Source organism: Pantoea sp. SM3640 (genome assembly GCF_015654165.1).
Lineage (GTDB): Bacteria > Pseudomonadota > Gammaproteobacteria > Enterobacterales > Enterobacteriaceae > Pantoea > Pantoea vagans.
On sequence record NZ_CP064872.1, the window covers coordinates 1,256,243 to 1,271,112 of the forward strand.

Annotated in this window: 13 protein-coding genes; 9 read left to right on the top strand and 4 right to left on the bottom strand. The window is 57.1% G+C overall.

Annotation, left to right across the window (positions count from 1 at the left end):
• The first annotated feature begins 97 nt into the window (after positions 1-97).
• The gene (locus IV493_RS05745) at positions 98-1,456 is read left to right on the top strand and encodes an APC family permease (RefSeq protein WP_013358429.1); all 1,359 of its coding nucleotides are present in this window, start codon (positions 98-100) and stop codon (positions 1,454-1,456) included.
• 49 nt (positions 1,457-1,505) lie between these two features.
• Here IV493_RS05745 and ygbI read toward each other — a convergent pair whose 3' ends face one another.
• The gene (gene ygbI, locus IV493_RS05750) at positions 1,506-2,267 is read right to left on the bottom strand and encodes a DNA-binding transcriptional repressor YgbI (protein WP_095706927.1); all 762 of its coding nucleotides are present in this window, start codon (positions 2,265-2,267) and stop codon (positions 1,506-1,508) included.
• Between the two features lie 267 nt (positions 2,268-2,534).
• Here ygbI and ltnD point away from each other — a divergent pair, with 267 nt between their 5' ends.
• The 5 genes from ltnD to IV493_RS05775 all read left to right on the top strand — a co-directional run bounded on the left by ltnD (position 2,535) and on the right by IV493_RS05775 (position 7,604).
• Entirely contained in the window at positions 2,535-3,440 is a 906-nt protein-coding gene (gene ltnD, locus IV493_RS05755) for an L-threonate dehydrogenase (protein ID WP_147789743.1), read from the top strand.
• Entirely contained in the window at positions 3,440-4,702 is a 1,263-nt protein-coding gene (gene otnK, locus IV493_RS05760) for a 3-oxo-tetronate kinase (RefSeq protein WP_195857876.1), read from the top strand. The genes ltnD and otnK overlap by 1 nt, the downstream gene beginning before the upstream one ends.
• The gene (locus tag IV493_RS05765; protein ID WP_013358425.1) at positions 4,695-5,339 is read left to right on the top strand and encodes an aldolase; all 645 of its coding nucleotides are present in this window, start codon (positions 4,695-4,697) and stop codon (positions 5,337-5,339) included. Before otnK ends, IV493_RS05765 begins: the two co-directional genes overlap by 8 nt.
• A complete protein-coding gene (locus IV493_RS05770) occupies positions 5,339-6,124 on the top strand; it encodes an HPr family phosphocarrier protein (RefSeq protein WP_195857877.1) in 786 nt (261 codons plus the stop codon). The genes IV493_RS05765 and IV493_RS05770 overlap by 1 nt, the downstream gene beginning before the upstream one ends.
• Before the next feature lie 124 nt (positions 6,125-6,248).
• Entirely contained in the window at positions 6,249-7,604 is a 1,356-nt protein-coding gene (locus tag IV493_RS05775; protein ID WP_195857878.1) for a GntP family transporter, read from the top strand.
• 51 nt (positions 7,605-7,655) lie between these two features.
• Here IV493_RS05775 and sbcB read toward each other — a convergent pair whose 3' ends face one another.
• Positions 7,656-9,083, bottom strand: a complete 1,428-nt coding sequence (sbcB, locus tag IV493_RS05780) for an exodeoxyribonuclease I (protein WP_013358422.1) — start codon at positions 9,081-9,083, stop codon at positions 7,656-7,658.
• Between the two features lie 574 nt (positions 9,084-9,657).
• Between sbcB and dacD the strand changes: the two genes are divergently transcribed.
• From dacD to tmaR, 3 genes are all read left to right on the top strand, one after another.
• Positions 9,658-10,821, top strand: a complete 1,164-nt coding sequence (gene dacD, locus IV493_RS05785; protein ID WP_179291158.1) for a serine-type D-Ala-D-Ala carboxypeptidase DacD — start codon at positions 9,658-9,660, stop codon at positions 10,819-10,821.
• Between the two features lie 259 nt (positions 10,822-11,080).
• Positions 11,081-12,139, top strand: coding sequence for an FUSC family protein (locus IV493_RS05790; RefSeq protein ID WP_095706932.1), 1,059 nt, complete (start codon positions 11,081-11,083; stop codon positions 12,137-12,139).
• A gap of 160 nt (positions 12,140-12,299) precedes the next feature.
• On the top strand, positions 12,300-12,626 hold the full coding sequence (gene tmaR, locus IV493_RS05795) for a PTS system regulator TmaR (RefSeq protein WP_004571340.1): 327 nt from the start codon (positions 12,300-12,302) through the stop codon (positions 12,624-12,626).
• Positions 12,627-12,714: 88 nt separating this feature from the next.
• Here the strand turns inward: tmaR and IV493_RS05800 are convergent, their stop codons facing one another.
• A complete protein-coding gene (locus IV493_RS05800; protein ID WP_095706933.1) occupies positions 12,715-13,776 on the bottom strand; it encodes a LacI family DNA-binding transcriptional regulator in 1,062 nt (353 codons plus the stop codon).
• Between the two features lie 128 nt (positions 13,777-13,904).
• Positions 13,905-14,819: a ketopantoate reductase family protein gene (locus IV493_RS05805; protein ID WP_195857879.1), complete on the bottom strand. Its 915-nt coding sequence runs from the start codon at positions 14,817-14,819 to the stop codon at positions 13,905-13,907.
• Positions 14,820-14,870 lie beyond the last annotated feature (51 nt).

Genomic DNA, 14,870 nt, shown 5'->3' on the forward strand with positions numbered 1-14,870 from the left:
GGCGCCGCGTCAACCGCTAACCTTACTCCCTGTCGCTTAATGCGCAGTTGCCCTGTGACCCAGCCCAGCCAGGCTGTCGCACATGGGGGACTGAAGCATGTCGCTTAATACCTCCGCCGCACCGCAGCGTGCGCAACTCAAAAAGACGCTTACGTTACTTCCGGTCGTCATGATGGGCTTAGCCTACATGCAGCCTATGACCCTGTTCGATACTTTTGGCATCGTTTCCGGGCTGACCGATGGTCACGTCGCCACCGCTTATGCTTTCGCGCTGATTGCGATTCTGTTTACTGCCGTGAGTTACGGTAAGCTGGTACGCCGCTTCCCCTCTGCGGGCTCCGCTTATACCTACGCTCAGAAGGCGATCAGTCCGCACGTCGGCTTTATGGTCGGCTGGTCATCACTGCTGGACTACCTGTTCATGCCGATGATCAACATCCTGCTGGCTAAAAACTATTTCGAATCGCTGGTGCCGGGCATCCCGTCGTGGATTTTCGTGGTGTTGCTGGTCGGCTTTATGACGCTCTCTAACCTCAAGGGCATCAAAACCGTCGCCAACTTCAACAGTGTGATTGTGGTGCTGCAGGTCATTGTCATGGTCGGGATTACCGGCATGGTGATCTACGGTGTGGCAAGCGGCGTTGGTTCCGGCACGCTGGTGAGCAGCCGTCCGTTCTGGTCTGAGAATGCGCATGTGGTGCCGATGATTACCGGAGCAACCATACTCTGCTTCTCGTTCCTCGGCTTTGATGGCATCAGTTCGCTGTCGGAAGAGACTAAAGATGCAGAACGTACTATTCCACGCGCTATTTTCCTGACGGCGCTGATTGGCGGTGTGATCTTTATTGCGGCATCTTACTTCCTGCAGCTCTACTTCCCGGACATCACCCGTTTCCAGGACCCGGACTCCTCACAGCCAGAAATCATGCTGTTCGTAGCCGGTAAAGCGCTGCAGGTCGGTATCCTGATCTTCTCGGTGGTCACGGTACTGGCATCCGGTATGGCGGCGCACGCAGGCGTATCGCGTCTGATGTATGTGATGGGCCGTGATGGTGTGTTCCCGGAGCGTTTCTTCGGTTACATCCATCCAAAATGGCGTACCCCGTCGCTCAACGTACTGCTGGTGGGTGCGATTGCGCTGATGGCGATTAACTTTGACCTGGTCACCGCGACCGCGCTGATTAACTTCGGTGCGCTGGTAGCGTTTACCTTCGTGAACCTGTCGGTGATTGCACAGTTCTGGATCCGTGAGAAGCGAAACCGTACGCTGAAAGATCACGTTCAGTATCTGCTGCTGCCGCTGCTCGGCGCGATGACGGTCGGTGCGCTGTGGGTGAATCTGGAAGAGAGTTCTATGGTTCTGGGCCTGATCTGGGCCGCCATCGGGATTATCTACCTGGCATTCGTGACCCGCAGCTTCCGTAATCCGGTGCCGCAGTTCAGCGAAGAAGTTTAATATCGCTAACGTTGCCGCCTTCCGGCTTTATCAGGAAGGCGGCAACAGCTTAACCGGCCAGCACCAGTTCCCAGCTGCCCGCACTCAATAGTTCCCGCCCCGCATCACTCAGTTTGTTGTCTGTCACCACCTGATCAAACCTCTCCAGCGGTAACGCCAGGAACGTTGCTATTCTGTTGTACTTCGAACTGTCACTCAGTAAAACCCGTTTGCTGCTCACGTCGCACACTGCCTGCTTCACCATCACTTTATCTTCATCCGGTGTAAACAAGCCGCGTGGCCCCCAGCAGGAGGCGGAGATAAAGGCGATATCAATGGCCAGATTGCGCAGGCTGCGTGCCGCCGACTCGCCGACGCAGGAGCGGTTCTCCCGGCATACGGTGCCGCCCGTGTGGATCACCCGGCACTGACTCGCCTCCATCAGCAGATTCGTCACCATGAAATCATTGGTGACCACCAGTAAATCATCACGATCCACCACTTCCTGTGCCAGCGCTAACGTCGTGGTCCCGGCATCCAGATAGATGCAGCTATTACGGGGGATGTGACGGGCAGCAGTGCGGCCAATGGCGCGCTTTTGATCGTTGTAGAGGGTGCTTTTCGTCAGATGGGACGGTTCAGCCGCCAGTCGATCGGCGGAGCGCACGCCGCCGGAAACCGACAGCACGGCGCCTTGTTCTTCCAGTTTCTGCACATCCCGGCGTATCGTCATGTGCGATACGCCCAGCCGCTCAGTTAACTCTGCAATGCTCACTACGCCCCGATCGGCCACCAGTGCCAGAATCTGTTGATGACGTTCAACCGGAATCATATCTGCTCCCTGATAATTACCATTTTTTCACATTATAAAGTATCTGCCGGTCAACCAGAACAAAAAATAACAGCTGATACAGGGCGGGCAGCTGCACTCACCGGGCTAACGCAAGGTGAGGCAGGTAAAACAGGCAGTGTTAAAAATTGTTCCCGTTCACACTGGTGATGTTTTTTTGTGAGGAGTGACACATTTTTACCGACAGGAAGCTGGCAGGATTAACAGTAACAAACAAATAATCACTTAATTTAACAGTGGAGGCGTAACGTGCCAGCTGAAAACATCTGCGTTATCGGATTAGGTTCCATGGGTATGGGTGCGGCGAAGTCCTGTCTGCGTGCTGGTCTCAACACCTGGGGCGTCGATTTGAATCCTGCGGCCCTGGAGAGCTTACGTCAGGCCGGCGCACGTGATGCGCAGTCATCCGCCTCAGCCTTTGCAGATCAGCTCGATGCCGTTTTGCTGCTGGTGGTCAATGCAAAGCAGGTTAACGCCATTCTGTTCGGTGAAGATGGTCTGGCCGCAAAACTGCGTCCGGGCACGGTGGTAATGGTCTCATCCACACTCTCAGCGCAGGATGCGCAGCAGATTGAACAGCGGCTGGCTGAACATCAGTTGCTGATGCTGGATGCCCCGGTGTCGGGCGGCGCGGCCAAAGCGGCCAGCGGTGAAATGACGGTGATGGCATCCGGCAGTGATACGGCCTTTGCACAGTTGCAGCCGGTGCTGGATGCGGTGGCTGCCAAAGTCTATCGCGTGGGCAATGAGATTGGCCTCGGGTCAACCGTCAAAATTATTCATCAGCTGCTGGCGGGCGTTCACATCGCGGTGGGTGCAGAGGCCATGGCGCTGGCGGCGCGAGCCGGTATTCCGCTGGAAACCATGTATGAAGTGGTCACCAATGCCGCGGGCAACTCCTGGATGTTCGGGGACCGTATGAAGCATGTGGTAGACGGTGACTACAGCCCGAAATCAGCCGTCGATATCTTTGTGAAAGATCTCAACCTGGTGGCCGATACCGCAAAATCGCTGCACTTCCCGCTGCCGCTGGCTTCAACCGCCCTCAATATGTTTACCGAAGCCAGCAACGCCGGTTATGGCCGGGAAGATGACAGTGCGGTAATCAAAATCTTCAGCGGCATCACGCTGCCGCAGGCAGGGGAGAACAGCTGATGCGTCTTGGCGTAATAGCGGACGATTTTACCGGCGCTACGGATATTGCTAGTTTTCTGGTGCAGAACGGCCTGACCACTATCCAGTTCAACGGCATCCCCGCCAGCGCAGAGAGGACAGAGGCGCAGGCGATTGTGGTCAGCCTGAAGAGCCGTTCCTGTCCGGCAGATCAGGCGGTTGCGCAGTCGCTGGCCGCGCTGGCGTGGCTGCAGAAACAGGGATGCGATCGCTTCTACTTCAAATATTGTTCCACCTTCGACAGCACTGCGCAGGGCAATATCGGTCCGGTGACCGATGCGCTGCTGAATGCGCTGGGTGAGACGCAGACGGTCATCTGTCCGGCGCTGCCGGTGAACGGGCGCACCGTCTATCAGGGCTATCTGTTTGTCGGCGATCAATTGTTGTCCGATTCCGGCATGCGGCACCATCCGGTCACCCCGATGCAGGACAGCAACCTGATGCGTCTGATGATGTCACAGGCAACCGGCAAAGCCGGGCTGCTCGCGGCGGCACAGGTCGATCAGGGCGCAGCGTCAGTGCGTCAGGCGCTGGACCAGCTGGCGGAGCAGGGCATTAATTACGTCGTCACTGACACCCTGCATCAGGCGCATCTGTTGACGCTGGGTGAAGCACTTAGTGACAGGCGACTGGTGACCGGCGGTTCCGGGCTGGCCATCGGTCTGGCGCGGCAGTGGGCGACGGCTGAGACGGATGCAGAGGCAGAGCAGGCAGGCCGTCCGCGCGGCGATCGCGCCGTGGTGCTGTCCGGATCCTGTTCGCAGATGACCAATCGTCAGGTTGCCGCGTACCGCCAACTGGCACCGGCCTGCGAAGTAGAGATTGAGCATTGTCTGGAAGATGCAGAAGGGTATGCCCGGAAGCTGTGCGACTGGGTGGAAGCTAACAGCCATCAGACGCTGGCCCCGCTGCTGTTTGCCACCGCTGACGCGCAGCAACTGCAGGTGATTCAGCAGCGCTATGGCGCGCAGCGCAGCAGCGAAGCCGTTGAGCAGCTGTTCGCCGCTGTCACCCGCGAGCTGAAAGGGCGCGGCTGGCAGCGCTTTATTGTGGCGGGAGGGGAAACCTCCGGCGTAGTCGCGCAGAGCCTGGGTGTAACCGCCTTTCACATCGGCCCGACCATTTCGCCCGGCGTGCCCTGGGTGCGCGACATCCATCAGCCGCTCTCGCTGGCACTGAAATCGGGCAATTTTGGCGACGAAGATTTCTTCCGCCGCGCGCAAACGGAGTTTACCTATGTCTGAATCTTCCCTGTTAGCGGAACAGCAGGCGCGTGACGAAATGGTCCGTCTCGGCGCCTCGTTCTTTCAGCGCGGCTATGCCACCGGCTCAGCGGGCAACCTCTCAATGTTGCTGGCGGATGGCAATCTGCTGGCGACCCCTACCGGTTCCTGCCTCGGGGAATTGCAGGGTGACCGGCTGTCGAAAGTGACGCCTGAGGGGGAATGGCTCTCCGGTGATAAACCCTCAAAAGAGATTGCGTTTCACCGCGCGCTCTACCTGAATAACCCCGACTGCCGCGCAGTGGTGCATCTGCATAGCCACTACCTGACGGCGCTCTCCTGTTTACAGGGGCTGGATACGGACAACTGCATCCGTCCGTTTACCCCCTATGTGGTCATGCGCGTCGGTGATGTGCCGGTCGTGCCTTACTACAAGCCGGGCGATGGGCGTCTGGCCGATGATCTGGCGGCGCTGGCGCCGCGTTACCGCGCCTTTTTACTGGCGAATCACGGCCCGGTGGTGGTAGGGAAATCCTTACAGGAAGCGGCGGACAACACGGAAGAGCTGGAAGAGACCGCCCGTCTGATCTTTACCCTGGGTGACCGCCCGATCCGTTATCTCAGCGATGCCGAAGTGGCGGAATTAAGGAGCCGATAATGCCGAAGTTTGCTGCTAACCTTTCGACGCAGTTTAATGAATATCCCTTTGCCGAACGCTTCGCTGCAGCGGCGAAAGCCGGTTTTACAGCGGTCGAATTTCTTTTTCCTTATGACTATCCCGCCACGCAGATAAAACAGTGGCTCGATGATAACCAGCTGCAACTAGTGCTGTTCAATACCGCGCCGGGCAATGTCTCAGCGGGTGAGTGGGGCGTCTCCGCCATCCCCGGACGGGAAGCGGAAGCAAAGGCGGATATCGACCGCGCCCTGAGCTATGCGCTGGCGCTGAACTGCCCGCAGGTTCACATTATGGCGGCGACGATGCCGCCAGGTGCCGATCGTCAGCGCTACGTTGAGACCTTTATCAGCAACATGCGCTATGCGGCTGAGCGCTTTGCGCCGCACGGCATCAGCCTGCTGATCGAAGCGCTTAACCCGGTAACCAAGCCCAACTATCTCTACGCCAGCCAATATCAGACGCTGGAGATGGTAGAACAGATCGACCGGCCGAACGTGTTCACTCAGCTCGACCTGTTTCACGCACAGCGAGTGGACGGCAACCTCAGCCATCTGATTCGCCACTATGCGGGACGTTATCGACACGTACAGATTGCGTCAGCACCGGATCGTCATGAGCCGGATGAGGGGGAAGTTAATTATCCGTACCTCTTCTCGCTGCTGGATGAGGTTGGCTATTCCGGCTGGGTCGGCTGCGAATATATCCCGCGAGGCAGCACGACCGAGGGCCTTGGCTGGTTTGCTCCCTGGGCGCAAAAAACCTGATTTAACGAGCTGAAAAACCGGTGTTTCAGCACCGGTCGGGAGCGGCTTGCTCTTTTTCTGACTCTGCACCTGCTATTTCTGTACGCCTGAAACCCAAAAAATATAACAATTTCTGAGGTTTACTATGTCCACCGCACTGCTGTTAGCCATAGCGACCGCCAGCATCGTGATCCTGCTGCTGCTGGTCATCAAAGCCAAAGTTCATCCGTTTGTCGCCCTGCTGATTGTCAGCCTGCTGGTGGCGATTGCGACCGGCATTCCGGCTGAAAAAATCATGGAGACGATTATCACCGGGATGGGTGGGCTGCTCGGTCACATCACTATCATCATCGTGCTGGGTGCCATGCTTGGGGCGATTATTGAAGCCTCCGGCGGGGCTGAATCACTGGCGCAACGCTTCAGTAAAACGCTGGGGCTGAAGCGAACCGTTGCGGCATTGACCATGGCAGCCTTTATCCTGGGCATTCCGGTCTTTTTCGAAGTGGGCTTTATCATCGTCATCCCGTTGATTTATGGCTTCACTAAGGTGGCGCGGATCTCACCCCTGAAGTTTGGCCTGCCGATGGCGGGCGTGATGCTGACGGTGCACGTGGCGCTGCCAACCCATCCGGGTGCGGCGGCGGCGGCCGGAATCCTGCACACCGATATGGGCTGGCTGATGATGCTGGGTATCGCGATTTCTGTGCCGGTCGGGATCATTGGCTACTACGTGGCGAAAGTGATGAACCGTCGCCATTACCATCTGTCGGTCGACGTGCTGGAACAGTTGCAGATGGCGAAGCCAGAGGGGCAGGAAAAGAAAAATGAACCGGCCCCGCCTGGCGCGCTGACTATCAGCGGTCTGATTGTGGTCCCGATTGTATTGATCGTGCTGGGAACGCTGTCCCACACCCTGCTGGCGGAAGGCAGTCTGCTGCGTAACGTCATGACCGTGATCGGCACGCCGCCGATTGCCCTGCTGATTGCCTTAGGACTGGCGGCCTGGCTGCTGGGCGTGCGGCGTGGCTGGAGCAAAGATAAGCTGGAAGATCTCACCGGGCGGGCCATTCCCACCTCTGCCAGCGTAATTCTGGTGGCCGGTGCGGGTGGGGCATTTGGCAAAGTGCTGGTGGAGTCAGGGGTAGGTAAAGCGCTGGCGGTCACGCTGGAAACGCTGCATCTGCCGCTGGTGCCGGCTGCCTTTATCCTGTCGCTGGCGCTGCGCGCCTCACAGGGGTCCGCCACGGTAGCCATCCTGACCACCAGCGGTCTGCTGACGCAGGCGGTGACCGGCGTAACGGATATGCAACGGGTACTGGTGACGCTGGCAGCCTGTTTCGGCGGGCTGGGGTTGTCACACGTCAATGATGCGGGATTCTGGGTAGTGACGCGCTATCTGGGGCTTTCCGTGGCCGACGGTTTACGCACCTGGACGGTGCTGACGACGATAATGGGATTAAGCGGTTTTGTGCTGACCTGGCTGGCGTGGACGGTGCTCTGATTCAGCAAGACAGGAAAGCCTGACCCGGCAGGGTCAGGCTTTCATATTGGTTCAGGAGACCAGTTCCTGCGCATAAAGATAGAGCGCTTTGAGCTGCCCAACCTTTTCTGCATCCGCTTCATGCAGATTAGCCAGTCCCTCCAGCTCCTGCATAAATGCCTGCACCCGATCACTATTCAATACTTCACGGCGATGCTGCAGCCAGCGCTGCTGCTCGGCATCATCCAGCGTGCCGGGGAAGTTACGCGCCCGGTAGCGGAACAGCAGTTTCGCCACCCGCGCACTCTCAAAGCTCAGGTCCAGCGCAGGCAGATTGGCGGGCGCGGTCTGGCGGATAATATTCATTCCGGCACGGTCGGCATCACTGAAGAACCCATCATAGAGCTGCGTATCCACGTCGTCTGACGGCGTAAACGGCTCGGCTTCGGCAAACAGCGTGACCAGTTTTTCCCGCACGTCAGGCTGCTGACGCAGCAGCGCCAGATTCGCCAGGCAGTGCTGACGATCAATGCCCAGCCGGGCCGCATCTTCCGGACGCAGCGTACTGGCAGGTGCCAGCACCGGACACTTGTTGATATGTACCAGTTTAACCGGCACCGCAGGCAGATCGCCCAGGTCGTTTTTCGGCGTGTAAAGACGCTCACGCAGGGTATCGGCATCCAGTTGCAGCAGCGGCGACATATCGCCTGCCAGATCCACCACGATCAGCGCATTACGGTTATCGGGATGCCAGGCCAGTGGCACAATCCAGCTGGTGTTGCCGCGCGCCGCGCCAAACATGCCGGAGACATGGACCAGCGGTTTCATCTGCGGGATGTCGATCAGGTTCATCAGCTTGTTTTTGTTACGGTGGGTAAACAAAAAATCAAACAGTTTTGGCTGCTTCTCTTTTACCAGCTTCGCCATCGCCAGCGTGGCGTAAACATCGGACATCGCATCGTGCGCATTTTCATGGGCCACGCCGTTGGCTTTGGTCAAATGCTCCAGCCGGAAGCTCGGAAAGCCTTCTTCATTTTCTGGCCAGTTGATCCCGTCAGGCCGCAGCGCATAGCAGGCACGCATCACGTCAAGCAGGTCCCAGCGTGAGTTGCCGTTTTGCCAGGCCCAGCCGTAAGGGTCGTAAAAGTTGCGATAGAAGATATTACGCGTCACTTCATCATCGAAACGCACGTTGTTGTAGCCGACCACGCAGGTTTGTTCGGTGGTGAACAGCTTATGAATGCGTTCGGCAAACTCTGCTTCGATTACGCCGCGGCTCATCGCTATCTGCGGGGTGATGCCGGTAATCATTACCGCTTCGGGCTGTGGCAGATAGTCATCAGGCGGACGGCAGTAGAACACTTCTGGCTCGCCAACAGGATTGAACTCACTGTCGGTGCGCAGGCCGGCAAACTGGGCGGGCCGGTCACGAGAGGGGCTGGTGCCGAAGGTCTCGTAATCGTGGAACAGAAAAGTGGGCTGTACGCGGTCGTTATTCAAATTTCATATCCGTTCATTGCGTTCACTGACTTTATGAACAGAAAGCCTGCGGCTTTCTGTTCGCTCTGAATTTCTCTGCGCGCAGCAGGATGAGTTTTGATCGTTGTGTCTGATGTGCACTGACTATGAGGTCTGCTGTGTGGAACATTATAGCGGCTCCTGACTGCGGCTGGCTCAGCCCCGTATGGTAAACCATATTCCACCACGTCTGAAGTTAAGGGTTTAGCCAGCCTGAAGACTGTTTTTGCCGCCAGTCAGCAACGGCAGCTGTTTCAGACGCATAAACCTCTATTACCGGAGCCTGTACCCGTTCTGAAACCGGAAGCCGTTACGCATTTTTTCAGTGCCCTGGATCACTACTCCCAGGCTATTTTACAGTACCAAACCTCCATCTCATCTTCTCTGATGACGCCAGCCGACTTTTGTTAGCCGCCAGCCTCGCTCGTCTGACTTCAGCCCGGTTCATACTTTTTTTCAATTTATTCAAACCTTCACGACGCTTTTGCCGTAAAACGTGCGGCTGTTTCCGTTTCGTTTTAGAAATTTTCTCTCCCGTGCAATTAAGGATGAAGTGTTGAAAAGGCGTCTGTTGTTCACCGTTACCGCTACTGTTTTTTGGGCCTCGCTGGCGCAGGCTGATGCGATTCCCTTTCCTGTGACGCCTCCGGCGATTGATGCGGCTTCCTGGGTTTTGATGGATGCCACCACCGGGCAGGTGCTGACCGCGGGCAATCCCGATGAACGCCGCAATCCTGCCAGCCTGACCAAACTGATGACCGGCTACGTAGTCGACCGCGCTATCGACCAGAAGAAAATCAGCCGTGACGACATGGTCACGGTCGGCAAAGATGCCTGGGCGGCGGGAAATCCGGTGTTTAAAGGCTCCTCACTGATGTTCCTGAAGCCAGGCGATAAGCTGAGCGTCCGGGATCTAAGCCGCGGCGTGATTATCGATTCCGGCAATGACGCCTGTGTTGCACTGGCGGATTACGTGGCCGGCAGCGAAGCGAACTTCGTTGGCATGATGAATCATTATGTTGAGAAGCTCGGCCTGCAGAATACCCACTTTGAGACCGTTCATGGTCTGGATGCGCCGGGTCAGTACTCCAGCGCGCTGGATATGGCGAAGCTGTCACGCGCGATTATCGATGGTGAGCCTGACTTTTATGCCATGTACAGTGAGAAAACCCTGAGCTGGAACGGCATTACTCAGAACAACCGTAATGGCCTGCTGTGGGATAACAACCTGCACGTTGATGGGCTGAAAACCGGTCACACGGAAACCGCTGGCTTTAACATCATCGCGTCAAATGTAGTGGGTAAACATCGGCTGATCGCCGTCGTGATGGGCGGTAAAAGCCCGAAAGGCCGCGAAGAGCAGGCGCGTAAACTGCTGGTCTGGGGTCAGAACACCTTTGATACCGTTCAGCTGTTCCATGCCGGTAAGAAGATTGGCAGCGAAAACGTCTGGTACGGCAATCCGCATCAGGTAGAAGTGGGAACGGCAGAAGATGTCTATCTGTCACTTCCGCGCAGTGAAGTGCAGAACGTGAAGGCGAAGTACGTCATCGATCGCAAAGATCTGGAAGCGCCGCTGAAAGCCAATGAAGTGATTGGAGAAATTCAGGTGATGGATAAAGATCAGCAGATTGCTCACTATCCGCTGGTGGCGCTGAGTGCGGTAGAGCCAGCAGGTGTGATTACCCGTCTGACGGACTATCTTAAACAGAAATTCTGATTAATCGCCGGGCAGTACAGAAACGGGCAGCCTGCGGGCTGCCCGTTTTCACATTTACACCCTGAGCCTGTTACTGATTCCTGAGAAAGGTTAAAAAGCCGTATTCAGTTGTTCATGACTTCCGGTCAGGTATGTGAGTCGGATGTTGATAATTGTAAGCGAACGTCAAAACTGTTTTGAAATATCTGGCCCGTGCTAAGCCCGAGCCGCGTTCAGGGTTAAGATAGCCCCATCATGTTCCCGTAACCGGAAAGTCACTTTGCGTCCTGACAAGCCCATCTCGAAACTGGAGTTCTGGTTTTATCGCCATTACCGATCCGTCCACGGCGTGCGCATTGCCATCGCCTTTTTACTCTGCTTTATCTTTGTCCGGGCAACCGGTATTCCGGAAGGCACCTGGCCGCTGATCACGCTGGTGGTGGTGATGGGGCCCATTTCCACCTGGGGAAATGTTTTTCCGCGAGCCCTGCAGCGCATCTGCGGCACGGTGGCGGGGTCGATTTCCGGGCTGATTGCCCTGAAGCTGGAGCTGATCTCCATGCCGGTGATGCTGGCCTGGTGCGGCATCATCATGGTAATCAGCGGCTACCTGACGCTGGGCAAACATCCCTATATGGCACTGTTGATCGGGATTACCCTGAGCGTGGTTGTGGGTGCGCCAACTGGCGATTTCACCGTGGCGCTGTGGCGCGGCGGAGATGTGATTCTGGGATCGCTGATGGCGCTGCTGTTTACCGCGATCTGGGCGCAGCGCGCCTATACACACTGGCGCATTCAGCTCTCCGACACGCTGGCGGGCATGGCAAAAATCTATCACGCTGGTTTCTCGCCCAACCTGGTTGAAAAGCCACGCCTCAACAAGCCGCTGGGCAAATTGCTGACCAGCGTGATCAAAATGCGTGCGCTGCTGGAACCGTCGAGCAAAGAGACGCGCATCCCGAAGTCGGTGCTTGAAGCGATTCAGACCATAAACCGTAATATGGTTTACACCATTGAGATGCAGATTAATGCCTGGTGGGCCTCGCGTGAGAGTCACCTGATAATGCTTAACGCGCCTGCACTCCGCCACACACAGCAGATGACAGAGAACACGCTACGGGCGCTCTCGGTAATGGCGATTGAGGGCGAAACAGAAGAGGTGATTGCCAACAGTCATGAGCTGACCGAAATCAGCGGCGAACTGCGCAGACTGATCGCCGAAGCGGGCAGCGACGGGCTGGAAGAGACGCCAATCTATGGCTACGTCTGGCTGACGCTGGAACTGGCGAAACAGCTGGAGCGCATGACCGATCTGATGCGGATGGCGCTGCGCAAATAATCACCTCAGACAATGACTTAATGTGAAACCGGGTTTCTTTGCGCTAAGATAAGAGCCAGTCTGAATTTAGCTGTGAAAATTGCTTACCTGGCGGGCTAGCCGCTAAGCTGATCGTTTTGACTCTCTCCCTGCGTCAGCAGGCTTAAAGAAAGGTGCCATCATGGAAAATGCCAAGCAGTCATTTCAGGACGTACTGGAGTTCGTGCGTATGTTCCGCCGCAAAAACAAACTGCAGCGTGAAATTGTCGATAACGAGAAGAAAATCCGCGATAACCAGAAGCGCGTTCTGCTGCTCGACAACCTGAGCGAATATATCAAACCCGGCATGAGCGTTGAGGCTATTCAGGAAATCATCGCCAGCATGCGTGTGGATTATGAAGACCGCGTGGATGAGTACATCATCAAAAACGCCGACCTGTCGAAAGAGCGTCGCGAGCTGTCGAAAAAAATCAAAGCGATGGGCGTGGGCGAACACCCGAAAGCATAAGAACAGGGCGCTTATGCGTTTTGCGTTCCATGCGAACCCGCATTCACGTCGGTGATGCGGGTTTTTTATTGCCTGTCTCAGCGCAGAATTATTTACCCGCCAGCCTGCGGGCAATCTCCTGTAGCTGACGGGAGAGCGCCACTACATCGACCCGCTCATCCGCGGGCGGGGCGGTGGTCTCACGGATCACCAGCATGGTTTCCAGCGCGTTGTCTGGTGCCTCTTCATCCTGAAGCCGCGCCAGCATCCGCTCAACACTCTGTGCGCCAAGATAGTGTAAATCCTGCCGCACCGTGGTCAGCGGCGGCTGATACCACGCGCTCTCGGCGGTATCGTCATAACCAATCACGGAGATCTCGCCAGGAATGGCGACACCATACTGATGCAGCGCCCGCATCGCACCCAGCGCCATCTGATCGTTGGCAACCAGCAGCGCCTGCGGCAGGTCATCGGGCAACTGCGTCAGCAGCGCCTGATAACCCGATTGCGCGCTCCAGTCACCGCGCAGCGCGCAATGCGGCGTTAGCTGATGATCGGCCAGCGCCTGACGCCATGCGTTTTCGCGCTGACGGGCTGACACCGAGCGCAGCGGCCCGCTTAACAGGCCAATCTGACGATGCCCCAGCGCCACCAGATGTTCAACGGCGGCACGTGCGCCGGACTCATTGGGATACTGACACTGCGCCACCGCCGCCTGCGGTTCGACATCCAGAAACAGCACCGGCTTGCCGCCGCACAGCAGCTGAATCTGCTGCGCTTCATCGGCATCCAGCGGCAGGTTAATCAGCAGCCCATCGACCCGCTGAGCCAGCAGTTCATTCACGGTGGCGGCCGCATCGTGGCCGCTGTCCATCGCAATCACCAGATGATAACCCGCCCGTGCAGCACGCTGTTGAATCGCCGAGGCGATCTGCGCCGGTGCCATCAGGGCCAGGTCGCTGGTCGCGAGACCTAACGTGCGCGTTGCTTTGCCCGCCAGCTGCTGCGCCACCCGATTGGGCACATAATTGAGCTGCTGCATCGCCGCCTCAACCCTTTCCCGCGTGCGGGCTGACACCTGTTCAGAACGATTTAAAACACGTGAAACGGTTTGATATGAGACGCCGGCCAGTTGAGCGACATCATCAAGGGTCACGGAGCGGGAAGTCATTGAACTCTCCAATAGATGAAGCGACGAGTGTAACAAATTTTCATGCTGTACTGCTGCTGCCAGCCACACGTTTACCGCCACGCCAGCGGGAAACGTGGCGGCAGCCGACCCGCGAACGCTGCCGGTTGTTAACGCTGCTGCAGATAGACCTGCAGGTTTACATCCACCGCATTCAGCAGCGGCGTGGCAAGCCCGTTTCGTTTTGCCCGCAGCAGCAGGTCGCCGATGATCTGATCGGCTTCAATATCATAACCCTGGGTGAGATCGCGGTACATTGAGGAGGTCATCGGGGTCGCGGGATTGTTTAACAGTTCAAAAATGCGGGCCGTCACCGCCGGGCGCGGCTGATAGCCTTCGGCAGTTATGACAGACAGGATCTCCGTAAAGATCCCCTGAAGCAGCGCTTCGCCGCCGCGCGCGGTGAGGACCTGCCGGGTATCGCCGCGTGCCAGGCAGCAGACTGCGCCGAGGGTGCTGAGCAGCAGCCACTTTTCCCACAGCTCATCCATAATGTTATCGCTGAACAGGGTATCAACCTGACAGTCGCGCAGCGCAGCATCAACCCGCTGTAGCCGTTCATCATTGTTGCCGTCCAGCGCGCCGTATAAGAGCTGGTGCAGTGGCGTCATCTGGATGACGTCGCCCTGATCACCCAGCGTGGCGTTGATTTTGCACAGGCCACCAATCACCTTATCTTCGCCGAAACGCTGTTGCAGCGTTGCGATATGCCGCATTCCGTTGAGAATTGGCATGATCAGCGTGTCCGGGCCGACAGCCGGCGCAATGTCCTCCATCACCTGATCAAGGGTAAAGCTTTTTACCGTCACAATAATCAGATCAAAGTGACCTGTCAGGGTGCTGGCCTGCGTCAGCTGCGGCTGTAACTTTTCGGTGCCCTGCGGCGTCTGCAACACCAGCCCATTGTTTTGCAACTGCTGATAACGGCGTTCACGCACCAGAAAAGTCACGTCCTGACCCGCCTGAGCCAGTCGTGCACCAAAGTATCCACCGGTCGCGCCGGCGCCTGCCATCAGAATCCGCATTCCACTCTTCCTTTGCTGAAAACCTTTACCTTAGAACGCCGTGAGCGCGCT

Coding starts and splice junctions, on each gene's coding strand:
- tmaR (WP_004571340.1), top strand. CDS start 12,300: ATGGAAAATGCCAAGCAGTCATTTCAGGACGTACTGGAGTTCGTGCGT.
- IV493_RS05775 (WP_195857878.1), top strand. CDS start 6,249: ATGTCCACCGCACTGCTGTTAGCCATAGCGACCGCCAGCATCGTGATC.
- IV493_RS05805 (WP_195857879.1), bottom strand. CDS start 14,819: ATGCGGATTCTGATGGCAGGCGCCGGCGCGACCGGTGGATACTTTGGT.
- ygbI (WP_095706927.1), bottom strand. CDS start 2,267: ATGATTCCGGTTGAACGTCATCAACAGATTCTGGCACTGGTGGCCGAT.
- IV493_RS05765 (WP_013358425.1), top strand. CDS start 4,695: ATGTCTGAATCTTCCCTGTTAGCGGAACAGCAGGCGCGTGACGAAATG.
- IV493_RS05745 (WP_013358429.1), top strand. CDS start 98: ATGTCGCTTAATACCTCCGCCGCACCGCAGCGTGCGCAACTCAAAAAG.
- IV493_RS05770 (WP_195857877.1), top strand. CDS start 5,339: ATGCCGAAGTTTGCTGCTAACCTTTCGACGCAGTTTAATGAATATCCC.
- otnK (WP_195857876.1), top strand. CDS start 3,440: ATGCGTCTTGGCGTAATAGCGGACGATTTTACCGGCGCTACGGATATT.
- IV493_RS05800 (WP_095706933.1), bottom strand. CDS start 13,776: ATGACTTCCCGCTCCGTGACCCTTGATGATGTCGCTCAACTGGCCGGC.